This window comes from Aquimarina muelleri DSM 19832 (assembly GCF_000430665.1).
GTDB classification, from domain to species: domain Bacteria; phylum Bacteroidota; class Bacteroidia; order Flavobacteriales; family Flavobacteriaceae; genus Aquimarina; species Aquimarina muelleri.
Map to the genome: position 1 here is coordinate 182,380 of NZ_AUML01000003.1, position 22,171 is coordinate 204,550.

Sequence of the window (22,171 nt, forward strand, 5' to 3'; positions counted from 1 at the left end):
TTTAGAAAAACAGTGAAAAGTGTTTTGCTTAGACACATTATGCTTTTAGTCTAGTGCCTATTGAAGATATTTATTGTATTGCTATTTTTTTTAGCAGATTTGCTTTTAATAAGAGTACTATTAATGTGATAACTAAAACGAATATCACATTACAAAATCAGATCTATAAATATTGTGGCTCTTTTGATGGATTTACTAATCCATTAGTAAAGGTTCTTCTTTTTTGTAATGTAACTCATCTACTTTTCCCATATCAAGTTTTACTATCTTATCTGCTACGTCAAAATAATGATCATCATGAGTAATAGCTATTACGATTTTCCCTTGATTTTTCATTTCAATTAGTAACTCTCTGTAGAAAAATTTTCTAAAATTAGGATCTTGATCTGCTGCCCATTCATCAAATAAGTATATAGGTTTATCTTCTAGATAGCAACGTAATAAAGCTAATCTTTTTCTTTGACCTCTTGATAGGTCAATTGTAGAAAACTGCCCATTTTTAATCTCTACTTTTCCTTTTAATTTTAGAACATTTAAATAATACTCTATCTTTTCTTCTTTTCCTTCTAAGTTAACGTCATATAATTTCTTAAACATAAAAAAGTCATCAAAAACAGTAGAGTAATATTCTCCTAACTGATTACTATTTAACTTATTATCATTAACCATGATTTCTCCACTGTGTGGTTCATATAATCCTGTTAAAAGTCTAGAAAATGTTGTTTTTCCACTTCCATTACCTCCTACAATAAAAATAATTTCTCCTTTGTTTAACTCTAGGTTAATAGGTCCTATAGAGAAAGGAGGTTCTCCATCTTTTTGCTTATACGTAAATTCAATATTTGATATTTTAAGGCTCTCAACGATAGGTGAGGTCACGTTCTCTATTAAAAGTTCTTCTTCATTTTCTTCATTTCCTTTTAATTCTTCTAAAAATTCAGTTACTCTATTCCAAGAAATTTTAATTTGAAATATTTGAGGAATGGAGGACAGTAATTGGGATATTGGAGTGATGAGATATAATACTACCATTGTAATGGACAACATAACTGTAAGACTTGTTTCTGGAAAAATAACTGGTACTATAAAACATGTAAATCCTAATACCGCAAATATTAAGGTATTTCCTATGATATATGCATTAATTAATTTTACAGCTCCAATCGCATTTTTATCTCTAAAACTTTCACATACCTCTTTTAGGTCGTTTTTATAATGCTCTCTCTTTTTATGTTGTAAACTAAGCTCTTTGAAGCCATCTATTAATCCATTTACTTTAAATAAATAGTCATCTATTGTATCTCTTGCATTTTCTAAATACTCTTCTGCTTTGGTACTTATTGTTACATAAATAAATGCAATTACCGATGCTATTGCAAAAATCATTATAGTGATCCAAAATGCTGTTATAATAAGATATGATAGTACTATTAATATGGTAAAAGAACTAATAAAAACCATAACTAACATATCTGCCATACCACCTATTTTAAAAGTATCATCATTTAAGGTGGATAAGATTCTGCCTCTATTCATTTTCTCAAATCTTTGATAAGATGATGAAAGAACTTTATTAGCCAAAATCATACGTTTTTCATATATAAGCTGGTTGGTTAACCAAATTAATCTGGTATGTGCTATCTTATGAGTAAATACATATACTGCCATTACCACTACAAATAGAGCTATCATATAAATTGGGTCTATACCAAAATGAAAAGCATTAGTTATAATTAATACAATTGCAGAATCTGAAAGCCCTGCAAATAAGCTTAAAATAATTAATGTAGGAAGTTTACTTTTTATTTCATTTTCTGATGGAAAAACGGTAGCCACAACATACACCCCATATAATCCTATTATGTTGAGAGCAACCATCCATAAAGCAGGTACTAAACTAGTTGGTGACCAACGAAGGATATACATTTTTAGGGATTCTAAAGGTATGTTCATTGTCAACCAAAATCCCCCTATCATTGTAATCAAAATAAGACCTATAATAATTACTTTTGAACGCGTTTTCTTAGAAATCGCATGGTATCTTTGTTTTTTTCTAGTTACATTAAATACCGTATATAAAACGTATCCTATACTTACTGCTAGAAAAAATGCTAATACCAATGAAATAATAGTATATACGTCTGCAGTCATTTGATTATCTTCTATCAAAGCTACCTGATATTCTTTTTCCTGTATTTTTTCTAGAATAGATACTCCTATTTCGCGTGTTATCCCACTATTTATATTTGCTAATATCCCAACAGAAACGTTATCCTTTTTATGAAATAACAAATAACTAGAAGATGCTGGATTTTCTCCTCTTTGATACATCAATCCATTACCTGTTATTGAAACATTCCATCCCATGTTATATGTATAACCTGCAGATGGATTACTTGATTTTATGTCTAAGTCTATTTGTTGTACTTGTAATATTATTTTTTGTAATGGTCCATTTCTTTCTCCTGATTGTAATTGTAACCATGTAGCCAGATCAGCTCCAGACATTCGTACTCCCCTAGCAGGAAGTTCATAACTTTGAAATTCTGTATTATATATACTTACTCCAAAAAAACCTTTCTTATACCCTGTAGAATCTGTAGAATCTTCATTAGATTTTATAAATCCACTATCATGCATTCCTAATGGTTTGAAGATAGCGTCTATAATATAAGTTTCATAAGATTTCTTGGTTACTTGTTCAATAATAGTTGCTAAAACAAATTCATTGATATCAGATTCTGAAAATACTTCTCCTGGTATACTAACTAAGTTTAGCTTAGAAGTTGTAATGACTCTTTTAAGATATTGTTCTCTGGTTTCTTCTTCCTTTTGTGTTGTAAACAGTAAGCTTTCTGAACTAAATCCACTATTTTGATACAATAAATGTTTGATCTGTACTTGTTGTACTGTTTTATTATAAGAAGTAGCAAACCAAGGTAAATATTTAGATACTCTATCATTAATATTGATTTTACCTTTACCTTCTAAATCTAATATTGCCAAAGCACAAAAAGTTTTACTCAGCTCTGCTATTTCAAAAGTTGATTTAGAATCGACAGCTACTTTTTGTTCTTTATTTAAATATCCAAAATTTCGAATCGTTTTCTGACCATTTTTTACAAAAACAACACTCATACCCTGAATATCGCCTTCCTCCATTTGTTCTTTTATAAAAGTCTCTATTTCGTCTGTAAATAGTTTATGATCATTAGCTTTATTTGCATTAATCTCTATCGAGAACAGCAAGACTATTAATACATAAAATAGGTTAACTTTTTGCATTATTTTAATTTGTTTCATTTACTTATCCTATTGTTATATTCTCTTTTTTGAAGTTATATTTCTTAAGTATGCAAAGAACTATAGTTAAAGCAATTATTTAAGAGCTATAACTTCTAAAAAAGGAATTGTTTTTAATCTGAGTTATTGTATTTGAAATGCTATAATCATGAGATGTCTATAACAAATATTGTGGATGAATATCGACTCAACACCCTCCACCATGTAGAAATTGATAATTAGGTAATCTATATTATCCTAATCTCTTAATAATGGTAATGTAGAGCAACGAATCAAACCTTCTTGTTTCGCTATTTCTGCATAATTAACTTCTTCTACAGTAATATTAATACTTCTTAACCAATTGTTTAGTCTTGTGAAGTTTTTCTCAGAAATGACTACATTATCATCGATTGAGAATACATTAGAGTTCATATGATACATTTCTTTTTTAGTAATATGAAATAGATTTTCGTTTCCAAAAAAATCAACTAAATACTGATAATCTTCTTTATTCTTAAATGCTTCTTTATGAATTATTGCCTTGTTTTTTCCTACTGGTTGAAAACAACAGTCCAGATGTAATGCATTATTTTTTGGATCAATCGTAGATTTTTTGAGATCAAATTCTTTTACTATTTTATTAGGAAAAAGTTCTCGTATATATGCTACTCCGTTCATATTTGTCCTGGCAACAATACAATTATCATAATCGTCTCCTTTATAAGTTCCTATAAATATATGATCGTTATGTAATACAATATCTCCTCCTTCAAAATGAGTATTTCCTGATACCGCTGTACATACATTATTAGGGGAGATATCATCAATCAAGTATTGAATACCGTCTATTTCTTTAGATCGATCAGGTATCATATTTGATTTGATAAACTTATCTTCAATTACTATTGCAATATCTCTTGTAAAAATCTGATTATAATCTTCAATTGTTTGGGGACGATATACATCTACATCATATTTTTCGAATATTCTGGCAACGGCATTCATTTCTGCAATCATATCTAATTCTTTAGGATAAGTACCTGCCTTTATATGTTCGATTGATTTTGGATCGTATGCTTCTTCTATTTTTGGCTCTCCTCCTGTACTATTGGCTGTGCCTAAAACTACCGATCTTAATCGGGATGTTTCATTTTGTATATTAAGTTTCATTAGTTTACACCTGTTAGTTGTAGTATACTATTTTATTTTTATTGGGTTTATTTATATTTCTATTTCCAGACCTTCTATAACATCCTCTATACTGCCTAGTTCATCTAATGTTATATCCGTTGCTCCATAGTCTGTAGGAGAATATTCTACTTGATTATTGTTTAGACTAAAATCAATAATACTAGTCAAATACATTTTATACTTCTGAGCAAGTAATTCTATGGTTTCTTTTTGATATTCTTCTTTACTGTAATCAAAACTAAATTTTAGTTTTCCTTCCATAATAAACCCTGAGATATCCAAAACAAATTCATTTTTTTGTTTAAGATCAACATCTACTCCTGAAGTAATTGGTGAAATCTCAAAAAGACTCTTTTTTATATCTTGATCAAAATCTCCTAGATAGTTAAAGCTGATTTCTGGTTGTTTATTAAATATTTTTCTACCTCCTTCTGTCATATACTTTAATAATCCATATCCTATCCCTTTGTTTGGTATATTACGCAAAGTTTCTTTTATAGATTTTATAGTATAACTCATATCATCTGATTTATACATATCGAGGATGATTGGATAATCTACTGTAAACCATCCTACCGTTCTCGAAATATCTACGGTATTTATGATTTCTTCTCTACCATGTCCTTCTAGATTAATTATTATTTTATCCGAATCTGTCCAATCTTTTATGGTTAGTCCTAGTGCAGATAATAAAATATCATTGATTTCGGTATTAAACTTTTGATTTACCTCTTTTAATAATTTCGAAGTTTCTTCTTCTGTTAATGAAACAGATACTTCTGTAGATTGATCAAAATATCTATCTGTAATTTCATTATCCTTTGGTAAAATAGCCGTTTCTGTATTTACAATTTTTTCCCAGTATTCTCTTTCATTACCTAAGGCTTTACTAGTATGGGTATATTGATCTAATGCTTGTGCCCACTGCTTAAAAGAAGTTGTTTTTTGTGGTAACTGTATATGCTCTCCGTTTTCTAATTGTGTATATACTGTTGTTAAATCTTCAAAAATAATTCGTAGAGAAACTCCATCGATTACTAAGTGATGAAATACTAGTTGTAAATGATCTCCTTCTGAAGTTTTATAAAGTGCTATTGCAAATACCACTCCTTTCGAAATGTCTAAACTTTTTTGTACTTCCTGAACTCTGGTTTCTATTACTGATTGAGGGTTTTCTTGACTAGTTAGATCAAACACCTTAAAATCATAGGTTTTTTCTTCTATTCCTGCATTATACTGAGTATTATGTGAAGAGATATCAAATCGCATTCTAAGTGCATCATGTTGCACTACCAGTTGCGATATTACTTTATCAAGAATATTTTCGTCAAATCCATTTGCTTTATACAACATAACAGACTGATTAAAGTGATTATATCCATCAAAGTGATCAAAGAACCATTGTTGAACAGGTGTTAATTTTACTTCTCCTGTTACAATTCCTTGTTCTGTCAAGATTCGCACACCTTCTTTAATATAAGGACTGAGTTCTTTTATTGTGGGGTGTATAAATAAGTCTCTAATAGTTAATTTTAATCCATGTTGATTTAATCGAGAGGCTACTTGAATAGCTTTGATAGAATCTCCACCACTAGCAAAAAAATCATTGGTTACCCCTATTTTTTCTATTCCTAAAACCGCTTGCCAGATACTCGCTAAAACTTCTTCTGTTTTATTACTTGGTTCTGTATATGTGGCATCATCTAATAAACTACTATCAGGTTTAGGTAATTGTTTTCTGTCGATTTTACCACTTGGTGCTAATGGTAATTTATCTAGTTCTACAAAATATGCTGGCACCATAAAACTTGGTACTTGTTCTGATAAAAATGCTCTTAGGTCATCTGCACTTTTAACTTCTTCTTTTTCCTGATTAGTTATACTGTAATATGCTGCCAAATAATAACCTCCTGACGCATCAGTAAATGCTACTACTGCTACTTCTTTTACGGTTTTGTATTTTAATAAAATATCTTCAATCTCTCCTATTTCTACACGATACCCTCTAATATTTACTTGAAAATCTTTTCTTCCTAAAAATGCTAAATTTCCATCTGGTAGCCATTTAACTAAGTCTCCTGTTTTATAGAGTATGTTACCTTTATGAAAAGGGTCTTCTACGAATTTTTCTTGATTAAGAATTGATATTTCCTCAGGATATTTGTTGTTTAAGTATCCACGCGCTACTCCAGGTCCTCCTATATACATTTCTCCAATAGTTCCTTCTGGTAAAAGATTCATGGTATCATCCAACACGTACATTTGCATATTAGGCATTGGTTTTCCGATTGGAACATTACCATTACTATTCATGAGTGCCAAAGGTTCTTCATAAAAACATGTATCGACTGTAGCTTCTGTTACTCCATAACTATTAATAACCCGAAATTGATTTTCAAAATTATTAGCTATTTCTTTAAGATCTTCCATTCTAAAAATATCTGATCCTATAATCAATAGATTCAAAGAATCTAATTTCAAATCATTTTCAAACACATATTGCATAAAAGGAATAATCAATGCAGGTGTAGATTCAAAAACAGTAATTTGTCGTTGCTGTAATAGTTTATACAATTCTTCCCAATCTAAACGAGTATCCTCTGGACAAATAACTAAGCTTCCTCCATGCAATAAACTTCTTCCTATATCTCCCATAAAAATATCAAAAGAAAAACCTGCTATCTGTAATAAATTAGGAGTTACTTTTTCATATCCATAATCTCGCCTCCATACATAGGATACATGAACAAAACTCTTATGCTCTACCATTACTCCTTTTGGGTTACCTGTTGTACCCGAAGTAAATATAACATAGGCTAAATCTGATGGGCTGTTAATATTTTCGAGGTTTGGCACTATTTCTTGAGACCAGGAGATCGAATTTAATTCAATAACTTCTCCTTCATAAAACATACCCTCTTTTAGGGTTGATGTTGCAATCAATGTGTTTATTCCACTTGCTTCAATTGTATAATTAATACGTTCTGCAGGATAGGCTTTATCTAATGGTACATAAGCTGCTCCAGCTTTTAGGATTCCTAAAATAACAACTATAGAAGAGATTTCTCTGCCTGCATAAATTCCTACTATCGTGTTTCTTGTTACCCCTTTATCCCGTAACACTTGTGCTAACTGATTTGCTCTACTATTTAATGTTTCATAAGTTAATGTTTCTCCTATACCATCTCCATAAATTACTGCTTCTTTATTTGGGAATTGAGCAGCCTGTAATTCAAACTCTTCTTGAATTGTTTTTTCATAAGCAAAATCTTCATAAGAGTGTTTGTTTAATAAATTTTGAACTTGATATTCAGGAATTAGGGTTACATCTTCTATTCTAGCCTCAGGATTCTTAGCTACTTTTTCTGTTATACTTAAAAAATGTCCTTTAACTTGTTCGATAATACGTTGATCATATACCAAACTGTTATAGCAAAAATCGATCTCTACATCGTCTCCTAAATACACATCTATATAAAAATCGTAATTGATATGATCATACATTTTAGCATTTCCTAATATAAATCCTAAATGTTCTTTTGCAGAAGGGTCTTGTGTTTCTTTTGGCAGATTGTCAAAAATAATTACATGATCAAGTAAGTTGTTTTTTAATGCTGTTTGAGATTGAATATCTACCAAAGAACAATGTTCGTATGTTCTAGCATTAATTAGATCCTTTTTTGTTTTCTGAAGCATTTCCAGAAAATTACTTTCCTTTCTAATTCTTACTGGAAGTGTATTAATAAATAACCCCAGCATTTCTTCGATTCCTTCTATTTCTGATGGTCGACCTGCTACAACTACTCCAAACACAACATCATCCGTATTGTTATAGGCTTGTAATAATGCTCCCCAAATTACTTGTAAAACAATACTTATAGTTAAATTATTTTCTACAGCTATTTTTTCTATCTGAACAAGGGTATCTTTATTTAATGTCAATCGCTCTGATCTAAGCTCATATCCTTCCTGAACATTACTTTGTGACTGTTTTGGAAGTGTAGCTATGTCTTCGTAATCTGATAAATAATTACTCCAGAAATCTAATGCTTTATTTTTTGGCTGTTGCTCATACCATAAGATATAATCTTGATAAGGTCTGGCAGTACCAAGCAATGGTTGGTTATTACTTTTTAATTGTTTATAAATTGTAAAAAAGTTATCATACATAATAGAGGTACACCATCCGTCCATAAGGATATGATGAAAACTCCAAACTACTTTAAACACCTCAACATCTGTCTTAAATATAGTAACCCTCATTAATGAATCTGCCCATAAATCAAAACTCTGTTGATTATCAGACTTCATAAAGTCTGCTATTATTTTTTCTGTACCCTTTTCTTCTGTAATATCATGATATTGAAGTCCTACAGATGATTCGCTTAACACTACTTGTAATGGTACAGTTACGTTATCATAAATAAATCGAGTACGTAGAATATCATAGTGGTTTACTAAAATACTAAAAGATTTTTCCCATAAATCAAGATCTAAATCTCCTTTAATATCAAAGGCTAATTGAATAATATAAGCACCAGCCTCCTGATTATACATATGCTCAAATAATATCGCCTCTTGCATCGATGATAGTTTATACACTTTTTCTAGCGATGCTCCTGAGGTAAGTGTACCTACTCTTTGTTTTACATAATCTAATTCTCCTAGAGTTATATCTGTTTTATAATCATGTGGTGTTGTTTCTACTTTTTCTCTAGATATACAATGAAAAACTACGTCTTCTAAAGCTTCCTGAAATAACTGAGAAAATCTAATAATACTTTCTTTATTATATTCTTTTTCGTTATAGCTTATGTTTACGCTTAATTGTTGATTCTCTACAATACTATTAATATTTAGAGCATATAAGTTTTCTAAATCAAAATTCTCGAAATTTTCTAATACTATATCTGATTTCCTAAAATTATCTAAGGTAACATCTTGATCTATCTGTCCTAAGTAGTTAAAACATATTTCTGGCTGTATACTCCAAATAGGGTTTTCTAGTTCTTCTGCTTGATATCCATATTTTAATATCCCATAATTCATTCCTTTTTCTGGAATTCTCCTAAGTGTTTCCTTTATTATTCTTAATTGATATGAAATATCTGAAGTATGAGACATATCTAGTAATACAGGAAATATAGATGTAAACCATCCTATGGTTCTGGTTATATCCGTTTGTTCTAAGATATCCTCTCTACCATGACCTTCCATAGAAATCAAAAACGTATCTTCTTTTGCCCATTTTTTTAAAGCTAGCCCTAATACCGTTAGTAAAATGTCATTGATTTCTGTTTTATAGGCTTGATGTACCGTAGTTAATATCTGGGTGGTTATCTTTTTTGAAAATGTAAACTCCATACTTCTTACATCTTTATAGGTGTTTTCTGTAATTATATGGTCTTTTACTAATGGATTAACTTTTGTGACATCTATACTTTTCCAATATTCAATTTCTGAAGTATGCCAATCTTTATAACTTTCATCAATACCACTACCATACTTTTGTAATTCTGTAGCCCACTGCTTGTATGATGTTGTTTTTGATGGTAATTTTGCTTTGCTCTTTGTTTTTAGCTGATCATATAGTGTATTTAAATCTTCGAGTAAAATTCTCCAAGAAACCCCATCAATAATCAAGTGATGTATTCCTATAAACAAATGGTCTCCTTCTGCTGTTTTAAATATCCCTATTTGTACTAATGGTCCCGTTTCAATATTTAAACTCAGTAATAACCTATTAACTTCTTCTTCTATTTTTTCTTTCTGTACCTCTTTAGCTTCTTTAGAATAGTCAAATACAGTAAAGTTATATTGCCCATCAATAGACTCTTCAATATATTGTGATATTATATCTCCTTTCTTTTGATATTTAGTTCTTAAGATATCGTGATGCTGTAAGATGATATCTATAGATTCTTTCATAAGTTCAGGATCTAAAGAGTCCTCATTAAAAAGAAGTAAATGTTGACTCAATTGATTGTAATATGTAGGGTATGAATCGAAAAACCAATTTTGTATTGGACTTATAACAACTTCTCCTGTTACAATTCCTTGATCAATTTCGAATTTCTGCGTCTCTTTGACCATTTTGCTTAATAGTGCTATATTAGGTTGTTCAAAAACATCCTTTACTACAAGGTTATAGCCATATGCTTTAAGTTTAGATACAATCTGAATTGATTTGATAGAGTCTCCTCCTATCTCAAAAAAGTTATCTCCTACCCCTATTTGTTTTGCTCCTAAAACTTCTTCCCATACACTTACTAATATTTCTTCTATTTTGGTACTTGGAGCGATATAATCTGATCCTTTAAATTCTGGATCGGGTAGTGCTTTTCGATCTATTTTTTCATTAGAGTTAAGAGGAAATTCTTGCATCCAAACAAAATATGATGGTATCATATGGTCTGGCAATGTAGCCGATAACATTCCTTTAAATTCCTGAAAACTAAATTCATTTTCTGAAATATAATACGCACATAAAAATGGTTGATCTTGTTTGTCTTTCTTTGCTATAACCACAGCTTTTTTAATACAATCTATTGCCAGAAGTTCGTTTTCTACTTCTCCCAATTCTATTCTAAATCCACGAATTTTTACTTGATGATCTATTCTACCTATATATTCTAATTCTCCGTTTGTAGTCATTCTAGCTAAATCGCCAGAGCGATATAAACGTTCTTCTGGATTATATGGATTTTGAATAAAACGTTCTTTGGTAAGTTCCTCTCTATTAAGATATCCTTTGGCTACTCCCGGACCTCCAACATACAATTCTCCTATGCAACCTTTTGGGGTTAACTTCCTGTTTTTATCAAAAATATACATTGTTAATGTTGGAATCGGAGTTCCTATATTGCTGATATTATTTTCTATTTCATATGCTCCAATTTCCTTATAAGTTGCATGTACAGTTGTCTCTGTAATTCCATACATATTAATAAGTTTCGTATTTGGATATTGTAAAAAGAATTCTTTTAACAATGCAGGTTTTAAGACATCCCCACCAAAAGTAACATATCGCAAAAACAGTTCTTTTTGGTTATCAATTATTTCTGGAATAAGATTATAAAATGCGGATGGGGTTTGATTTAATACTGTTACTTTCTTATTTGCCAACAGATTACCGAATTTTGATGGGTCTCTAGATATTTCTTTTGGAACAATAACTAATTCGCCTCCTCTTAACAAGGCTCCATACATTTCCCAAACCGAAAAATCAAAACAATAAGAATGAAATAAGGTCCAAACATCTGTATCACTAAAATCATATTGAAATTTATCATTAAAAAGTAAGCGTATTACATTTCGATGATTTATCATAACCCCCTTTGGGTTCCCCGTAGTACCCGAAGTATATATTACATAAGCTACTTGATCAGCTGCAATATCAAACTCATTTTTATAGGTTGATTCCTTATCTAGTTCTAACTTATTAATTTCTATAAGAAGTAATTCTTTTTTGGTATGTTCGGTCTGATGTTTGGTAGTACTATGTACTATTATTGCAGAGGCATTACTATCTTGCAATATATAGTTAATTCTAGCTTCTGGATATTCTGGGTCTATTGGTACATATATAGCTCCTACCTTTAGAATCGCCAGGATACTAACAATCATATCTGTAGATCGATCCAAGAGTACTCCTACAATGTCCTCTGAAACTACTCCTTTACTGGTCAAAGCTTCTGCTAGGTTATTGGCCCTTTGATTTAATACTTCGTATGTTATTTCTTCATCTTCCCAGCTTACTGCTGTATGATTTGGTGTTGCCAATGCTTGTTCCTCAAACTTACCATGAATAGTTTGATGATAAGGGTAATTAGCCTCGGTATCATTAAAACTTCCTTTTAATAATTCTTGCTTTTCTACCGGAGTAATAATTTCGATATCGTTAAGTAGTATCTCTGGTGTTTGTAGAATTACATCTGTAATCTGTTTAAAATGAGTACACACTTGATCTATTGTCGAAGATTCATACACATTCTCATTATAATTAATAATTATTTCTAGGTGTTTACCTGGTAAGACACTTAGATATAAATTATAATGTGTTTCTTCATAAGAATCATAATTTGATACAGAGAATCCTAAACGAGTATCTAAATCCATATTATACAAGGACTGGTCTATAGGGAAGTTCTCAAAAATCATTATATGATCAAACAAGTCTCCTTTTAATTTGGTGAGCCCTTGTATTTCTGATAATGGAATATATTCGTTGGATTGTACTTTTAGAAATTGACGTTGTGTTTCTTGAAGCAATTCTACAAAACTAACTTTACCTGCTTGGATTCGAACTGGTACTGTATTAATAAAAAGACCTACCATATCTTCTATTCCTTGAATTTCAGAAGGTCTTCCTGAAACTACAGCTCCAAAGAGTACATCATTTGTATCATTATATTTCTGTAATAAAATCCCCCATAATGCCTGAATAATTATATTTTTAGTAATATTATATTGACTAGATAACTCATCAAACTGTTTTATAATGGTTTCATCTAATATAATTCTACGTTCGCCTAATTGATATTTATCGGTTGTATTTACATAATCAACAGGAATACTTGATTGTTCTTCATATCCTTTTAAATACGAATCCCAAAAATTCAACATCTCTGTTTTATTAATTTTATAAAACCAATCAATATAGTTTCGATATGGTTTTATTTCTTTAAAGTCAGGGTGTACATTATCTTTTAATGAAATATAAATATTGAAGAAATCGGTGTACATCAATGATAAACACCACCCATCCATCAAAATATGATGGAAATTCCAAATTACTTTATATCTATTTTCACTTAATTGAATTAAATGAACTCTCATTAATGGTTCCTTAAAGATATCAAAACCTCGTTCTAGATCTTCTCTAATTATGGTTGCTACTCTTTTTTCTAAATCATAAGGTTCTTCTTCTATTAAGGATATATTATGTACTGGAGCAACTCTATCGCTAAAAATGATTTGTACAGGATGAGAGATTCCATCATTAAAAAACCCTGTTCTAAATATTTCGTGTCTTTCGCATAATTTGTTTATACTCTTTTCAAAGAGGGTTGTATCTAGTTCTCCTTCTAGATCAAAAATAGACTGAATACAATATGCTTGTTTACTATCATCAAATAAGTGATGAAACAACATTCCTTCTTGCATAGGAGATAAATGATATATGTCATCAACCTCTCTATTATCTTCACTATTTTTTATATATTCTTGTACTAAATCATATTCTGATAAGGATAACGAAACTCCATAATCACTTGGTGTTTTTTCTGGTATTGCTACTGTAATACAGTGAGAAATAATATCTGCTAAATAATTCTTGTAAGAGTATGATAAACTTTCTATCGTACTCTCATTATACTGATGCGTATTATAACTAATACTAATCTTTAGCTTTTTATCAACAATCCAACTATTTATAAGAAGTTTATATTTGTTGTTTGTTGTTTTACTTTCTGAATCTCCTCCAGAAAGGTCTGAGATTTTAAATAGTCCAATTGGAATATCCTGATCAATTTGTCCGAGATAATTAAATACTATTTCTGGATTACATGCAGTTAATGGATGTGATGATAAATAATTTATAATACCATATCCAACCCCTTTGTTAGGTATTTTCCTAAGGTCTTCTTTTATTGTTTTAATAGCTGTAACTAAATCGCTATTTATTTCTGGCATTTTTAATAATACAGGAAAAAGCCCTGTAAACCAGCCTATTGTTCTGGTAACATCTATATCTTTAAAAAGGTTTTCTCTTCCGTGACCCTCTAGGTGTAATAAAACCCTATCAGATTTACTCCAATTTTGAATAGACAATCCTAATGCGGTTAATAGGATATCATTGATTTCTGTATGATATGATTGATTAACATTTCTTAACAAATCAGTTGTTTCTTCTACTGTTAATTCAACAGAAGTAGAAACAATATTTTCATAATTATTATTCTGGACAGTACCATCTGTTGGCAGTGCTGTTACGTGTTCATTTACTACTTCATTCCAATACGTTAATTCATTCTGCAGCCTCGTCCCTTTAGCATATTCTTGTATTGCTATAGCCCAATCCTTAAATGAATTGGTTTTTAAAGGTAATTTTGGGGATTCTGATTTGAGTATTTGTTCATATAATGTTGCAAAATCTTCTAGTAAAACTCTCCAAGAAACACCATCAATAACTAAATGATGAACAATTACTAACAAATGATCTCCTTCATCTGTTCTAAAAATACCTAATTGTATTAAAGGGCCTTTTTCTATATTCAAGCTTGCTTGTAAAATGTTGGCCTCTTTTTCTATATCTGCTTCGGGATGGCCTCTAAAATCAAAAACTTTTATATCAAAAGAAGAGCATGCATCTTTGGTATATTCAATTAATACATTAGAGTCTACTTGCTTTACAAAATTAGCTCTAAGGATATCATGATGTAGTATTAACTCTTTAAACGAATTATAAACTACAGTTTCATCAAAACCATTCTCTCTAAACAACATAACATCTTGATTGAAATGATTTGGTTTTGTATGATTATTCTCAAAAAACCATTCTTGAATAGGTGTAAGAGGACTCTGACCTTCTACCAAGTCTTGATCTATTTGCTTTGGTGTAACTTCTTTTATTCTTTGACTTAACTTAGTAATTGTGTTATATGCGAATACATCATCTAATTCTAATTGATACCCATATTCTGCCATTCGTACCACAATCTGAATTGACTTTATAGAGTCTCCTCCTATATTAAAGAAGTCTGTATTTGTATTAATATTCTTAATTCCTAAGACTTCCTCCCATACCTGTATTAATTTTTCTTCTATCGCATTAACTCCCTTGGTAACTTCTTCTTGTAGCGTTGGTTCAGGAAGTGCTTTTTTGTTGACTTTACCGTTGGTTGTTAATGGTATTTGTTCTAAGTGTATATAAAAACTAGGAACCATATACTCTGGTAAAGACTCTTTCATATGGCTCTTTAATTCCTCTGCATTAATCTCTCCATTTTTACCTACATAATAACTACATAAATATTTGTCGTTATGCTCGTTGGTTCTGGTAATGACAATACCTTCAATAATATCCTCATGTTCTAACAAACGGTGTGTTATTTCTCCCAGTTCAATTCGATAACCTCTTACTTTTACTTGTTGATCTGCTCTTCCTGCAAATTCTAGTACTCCTTCTGGTAACCATCGTACTACATCTCCCGTTTTATATAAACGCTCGGTTGGTTGAAAAGGATTTTCTATAAATCGCTCTTTTGTTAATTCCTTATTATTAAGATAACCTCTGGCTACACCATCTCCTCCAACATATAACTCACCAAATACTCCTATAGGCTGTATTTGATGATTTGTATTAAGAACATAGGCAGTAGAATTAGCTATCGGTTTACCAATTGGTATATTACGGTCATGTGTTTTTGTAATAGCATATATTGTAGAAAAAGTAGTGTTTTCTGTCGGTCCATATCCATTAAATAATTGTAGGTTAGGAAACATCTCTCGAACGCTATTGATATGTGGTGGGGATAATGCATCTCCTCCTACTATCAAATATCTCAATGGTTCAAAAATTGTTAGATCTTGATTTACTAATTGATTAAATAAAGGAGAGGTTAACCACATTGTATTAATCTGATATTCCTTAATTTTTTGTCCTAATTTTTTTGCATCTAATAAGCTATCATTATCGATTAGATATAAACTTCCTCCGTTTAATAAACTACCCCATATTTCTATAGTAGTAGCATCAAACACGGGGGCTCCTGTTTGTAAGAAACGTGTTTGTTCATCCAAATTAATATAAGTGCAGCTTTTTACTAGTCGAATAACATTACGATGCATAATTTGTACTCCTTTTGGGGTGCCTGTAGAACCAGAGGTATACATTATATAACATAGTTGATCACTAGGTATCTTTGCTTCTATATTTGTAGTGGAGTAATTAGCTATTTCGACTTCTTCTAGCCTAAGTACAGTTCCCATAAAATCTTCTGGAGATTCATGAGATCCTGATACAATCATTAGCTGAGCGCCTGTATCCGTTAGCATATGATCTATACGACCTTTAGGATATGCTGGATCGATTGGTAAGTAAACTCCTCCTGATTTAATAACCCCTAAGATGGCAATTGTTGTTTCTAAAGAACGTTCTCCGTATATCGCTACAATATCTTCTTTACCTATTCCTTTTGATTGTAATGCATGAGCTAGTTGATTTGCCTTATTATTTAATGTCTGATAAGTTAATGATACTTGATCAAACGATATAGCTATATGTTCTGGGTGTTGTGCTACTTGCTCTTCGAACAAAGAGGCTATATTATCTGTAGATGGATAAGGAATACTTGTATTGTTATATAATTCTAATTGTATTTTATCTGCTTCTGAATTAAGCTCTATATTCTTAATATCAATTTCTGGCTGCGATAATACCGTATTTAGAATTTTCTGAAAATGTTCGCCTAATCTATCTATTGTTTCTGATTCATATACATTTTGATCATAACTAAAGATAACCTGATATGTTGCTCCTGGAATTATGGTTACATAAAAATCATAATCCGTTTCTTCATAAGTTTGATGATTAGATACTTTAAATCCTAGTTGCTCATCAATTTCGAGATTGGACAAGGCTTCGTCTACGGGATAATTTTCGAACATCATGATGTGATCAATCAATTCATTTTTTAATTCAACTTGTCCTTGAATTTCTACAAGTGGTAAATACTCCCGTTCCTTTATTTCTAAAAATTCTTGTTGTGCCTCTTGTACTAGTGTTTCGAAATTGGTAGACTTGTTTCTAATACGTAATGGAACTGTATTGGTAAACAGCCCTACCATTTCTTCTATTCCTTTTATCTCTGTTGGTCTTCCTGACACAACAACACCAAAAACGACATCATCTGTATCATTATATTTTTGCAGTAAAATGCCCCAAATTGACTGGATAAGGACATTAGAAGTTACTTGATATTTTTGAGATAACTCACTAAATTTATTAACGATTTCTTCCTCTAAAATAATTGTTTTTCGATCAATACGTCTGGATTGCTCTCCTATAACTATTTTGTCTTTTGGAATAAGTGCTTTTTTATCATATCCTGTAAGATATTCTTTCCAAAAAGATAACATTGCGTCATTATCTTGCTTCTCTAACCAATAAATATATTCCTGAAATGGTGTGACTTCTGTTAAATTAGCTTCTCTTCCTTCTTTTACCTCTAAATAAGTACTAAATAAATCATTATATAAAATAGATAAACACCATCCATCCATTATGATATGATGAATGTTCCATATTAATTTATATTTGTCTTTTTCTGTTCTAATTAATTGTATCCTAAACAATCCTTCTTTCTCCAAATCAAAACCTTTATCAAGATCCCTCTTAATTAGCATATTGACTTGTTTTTCTGCTTCCTCTTTTGAAAAATGGGATACATCTGAAGAAGTAAATTCTAATGATCTTTCATCATAAACAAATTGTATGGGATTTGATATATTTTCGTGTATAAAATTGGTTCTTAAAACATCATATCTTTTACTTATTCTATCAAGACTTTCTTCTAGAATAACCTCATCTATTTTACCTTCAACATCTACAAATGATTGTATAGAATACGTTTTTGATTTTTTACTACGTAAAAAATAGAAAAACAATCCTTTTTGCATCGGTGAAAGATTATAAATCTTTTTTATGTCTTTTTTAATACCATATGCCAAAACACTTTCTTGTACCGTAGTTAGCTCATCGATGCTAATACTTGCTCCATAATCTGATGGAGTCATTATTGCATTATCACGCTCAATACAGTGTTTTATGATATATTTTAAATTTTCTACATAATTTTTTGCCAGCGTAGTAATTGTATCTTCATAATGCTCTGTGGCATGATAATTAAAATTTAGTACTAATTGATCGTTTTTTATAATCCCATCTATCATAATCGAATATGGTGTTTCCATATCCTTACTCATATATTCTCCTCCTTTTCTAGAGGATACTTCAAAATGTTCAGAAGTTGTATCTTGATCTATTTGTCCTAAATAATTAAAAGCAATTTCTGCGTTAGTAGTTTCTACTTTTTCATCAGATAAATATTTTAAAATACCATATTCGATTCCCTTGTTTGGTATTTTTCTAAGGTTTTCTTTTACACTTCTTATAGTATATGATAAATCCTGCTCTTCTTCAATATTAATCACCACTGGAAAAATAGTGGTAAACCATCCTATTGTTCTACTGATATCAATTCCTTCAAAAATATCTTCTCTTCCATGCCCCTCAAGATTAATCCGTAATTTATTGCTTTTTGTCCATTTACTAAATGATATTCCTAAAGCAGTAAGAAGGATATCATTTATTTCTGTATTATATGCGTGATTTACTTGTCTTAATAATTGTGTAGTTTCTTGGTTTCCTAAATTAACCGTTATCGTTGCTAGATCTTTAAAAGTTCTATTATTAACAATCTTATCTTTTGGAAGAGGTTCTACTTCTATTTTTGAGATAGAATCCCAATACTTAATTATATTACTATTTATCCCCTTCTCGATATATTTATATAATGTATCTATCCAAAACTTATACGAATTTGTTTTTAGAGGAAGTTTTATTTCCTTAGTATTAGTGATTGCTTGTGCATAAATCTCCTGTAGATCTTTTAATAAAATACGCCAAGAAATACCATCGATTACCAAGTGATGTACTATAATTTGTAAATAATCCCCTTTTTGTGTACGAAATAAACCTACATGAACAAGAGGACCTTTGGATAATGAAAAACTACTATGAAGCTTAGTAACCTCGGCTTCTATACTACTATCAAAATTATCGATATCTAACAAATCAAAAATTTCGTATTTAAATAATTTATCGGTTACTTCTCCTCTATTATAAGCAATTATTTCCTCTCCTTCACTTTTAAATAGAATCCTCAATGCATCATGATGTGCCAATAGTTTTCTAAAAGTTATTTCTAACGCCTCCTCATCAAAACCATTTGCATTATACAGCATAACATCTTGATTAAAATGATGTCTGTCGGTTTGGTGTTTTTCAAAAAACCATTTCTGTACAGGAGCTAATTTGATTTCTCCTTCTACAGTTCCTTGTTCGCTATTAACAAATGATATGGGTTTAATCTGCTTACTTAACGCTTCGATAGTTGGATATTTAAATACATCCTTCATATCTAGTTTGAAACCATAATCGATAAGACGCGATACAATCTGAATAATTTTTATAGAATCTCCTCCTGTTTTAAAAAAGTTATTCTTTATCCCAATACCTTTAATTCCTAATACTTCTTCCCATATTTTAACTAATATAATTTCTTGATCATTTGTTGGTTCTACATACTCATTATCAATACTAGGTAATGGCAATAATTCTTTATCTATTTTACCATTAACGGTAAGAGGTAGCTCCTCTAAAGGGATAAAAAATGAAGGAATCATATAATCTGGTAGTATTTCTACCAAATACTCACGAATAGAGGTTTCTGATATTTGATCTTTTATTGTATAATATGCGCAAAGATATTTTTGTCCCTGATCTCCTGTTTTGGCAACAACTATTGATGATATTATGCTTTGATGTTTTAATAAGCTTTGATTTATTTCTTCAGGCTCTATTCTATAACCATTAATCTTTACTTGATGATCTATTCTGCCCAAAAATTCTATATTACCATCAGGGAGCCATTTGCCTAAATCTCCTGTTTTATAGAGATATTCATACTCCTTTTCTGAGTACGGATTTTCTATAAATGCCGCTGCTGTAAGTTCCTCGTTATTAAGGTATTCTTTTGCCAAATTAACCCCTGCAATACATATTTCACCAGCTATCCCCTCTGGAACTAATTGCCCATATTTATCTAATATATATGTCTTAACATTAGCAATAGGTTTTCCTATTGGAATACTTGTACGGTTTATATCTTCTACTCCTACCTTATATGTACTTACACATACAGCACATTCTGTTGGGCCATAAGCATTATAATACTCTAAAAATTGACTGTATTTTACCGCTTCCTCTACATTTGCAGCTTCTCCAGCAGTTATCATTACTCTTAAAAATGATAATTCATCAGAATCTAATCCTGATAAATACACTGGTGGTAACGTAACTACACTTACTTCTTTTTCTTTTATATACTGAGTGAATATCGCGGGATCATTAATAGTTTCTCTATCTGCAATAACCAGTGCTGCCCCTGTATATAAAGCCATGAATATTTCATAAATAGAAGCATCAAACGATAGTGATGCAAACTGTAGTATATGATCATTTTCTGTAATAGAAAATTGTCTGATTTGATCTAATGCCATGTTTACATTACTAATATGCCTCAATACAACTCCCTTTGGTTTTCCTGTTGAACCAGAGGTATAAATAATGTACGCAGAACTGCTAGGTAGAATGTCTAATTTCGGTTTTTGATCACTCGTCTGTAAGTTTCCTAATTCGTCTTCTATAAGAAATGATTTTCCTGTATAAAAATCTACTGCCTCTAATTGTTTTGTATCCGTTATTAGCACACTAATATCGGCGTCATCAATAATATATTTTTTTCTATCTTTTGGATAATCAGGATCTATCGGTAAGTACGTACCTCCAGCCTTCATTATGGCCAAAATACTAATCATAGCCTTTTCAGAACGATTAAGCATAACTCCAATTATACTACCGATCTCTATGTTATATTTTGTTATTAAACAATTTGCTAATTGATTAGCTTGTTCATCAAGACTCTTATAAGTGATCTTTTTATCCTTATATATTATTGCTTCGTTATCTGGTGTTCTTTGTACTTGTTCTTCAAATAATGATACAATAGTACTAGCAGAAGGGTATAATGTTTTTGTATCGTTAAAAGATTGAAATCTTACTATTTCTTCATCTGTTAATATACTTAATGTACTTATAGGTTTTTCTATTGCATCTGTTATTACTGAAATCCAATGGGCAAAATGAGATGCTAAACTTTTAACAGTTTCCTCTTTATATTTATTATCGTTATACAGTATACTACACTGAATCTCTTTTTCTACTCGCTCAAAAGAAAATAATAGTTGAAACCTGACTGTATCCAAATAGTTCTCATCATGTATGTTTTTTAAAATAAAACCAGTATCCAATACAAGTTGATCCTTAATTGTTTTTCCAGATATTTTTAACAAATGTTTTTCTACTGGATAATTCTGTTTTTGAGATGCATCTATAATAACATCTTTCATTTTAATAATAAGCTCTTTAAAGCTGTTTTCTGCTCCTATCTCGGCATATAATGGTAACAATGTGTTTATAAAATCAACTTCCTCTTTTTGTCTAATAATAGGAGAAAATAACAAACTCTTCTTTTGATTCGTATATTTAAACAATAGAGAATTAACGGCAGCCAACAAAATCATAAATAGTCTCTGATCTGAATTGCCACTTATAGAAACTATATCATTTCCTGTTTTTTCTGGTAATACAAACGTGTATTGTTTTTGATTGTATGTATTGTCTTCTGTATTATTTTTTGAATATGGGAAATAATTTTTATTGATAATTAAGGATAAGCGATCTGTCCAATATTGTTTCAATTGGTTTAATTCATTTTCCATTTTTGATAATTAAATTAAAAGAGTGGTTTATTAGTTTATTGCGCACAAAGGCTATTAGTAGTGTGAGTTA

3 protein-coding genes are annotated in these 22,171 nt (G+C 30.5%); all 3 read right to left on the bottom strand.

Translation table 11 applies throughout. From position 1 onward, the window contains the following. Window positions 1–195 precede the first annotated feature (195 nt). Window positions 196–3,303, bottom strand: coding sequence for a cyclic peptide export ABC transporter (locus H527_RS0103215; RefSeq protein ID WP_027411369.1), 3,108 nt, complete (start codon window positions 3,301–3,303; stop codon window positions 196–198). Window positions 3,304–3,540: 237 nt separating this feature from the next. Further along, on the bottom strand, window positions 3,541–4,455 hold the full coding sequence (locus H527_RS0103220) for a dimethylarginine dimethylaminohydrolase family protein (RefSeq protein ID WP_027411370.1): 915 nt from the start codon (window positions 4,453–4,455) through the stop codon (window positions 3,541–3,543). Window positions 4,456–4,506: 51 nt separating this feature from the next. Then, entirely contained in the window at window positions 4,507–22,101 is a 17,595-nt protein-coding gene (locus H527_RS0103225) for a non-ribosomal peptide synthase/polyketide synthase (protein ID WP_027411371.1), read from the bottom strand. Window positions 22,102–22,171: the final 70 nt, after the last annotated feature.

Coding starts and splice junctions, on each gene's coding strand:
- H527_RS0103225 (WP_027411371.1), bottom strand. CDS start 22,101: ATGGAAAATGAATTAAACCAATTGAAACAATATTGGACAGATCGCTTA.
- H527_RS0103215 (WP_027411369.1), bottom strand. CDS start 3,303: ATGAAACAAATTAAAATAATGCAAAAAGTTAACCTATTTTATGTATTA.
- H527_RS0103220 (WP_027411370.1), bottom strand. CDS start 4,455: ATGAAACTTAATATACAAAATGAAACATCCCGATTAAGATCGGTAGTT.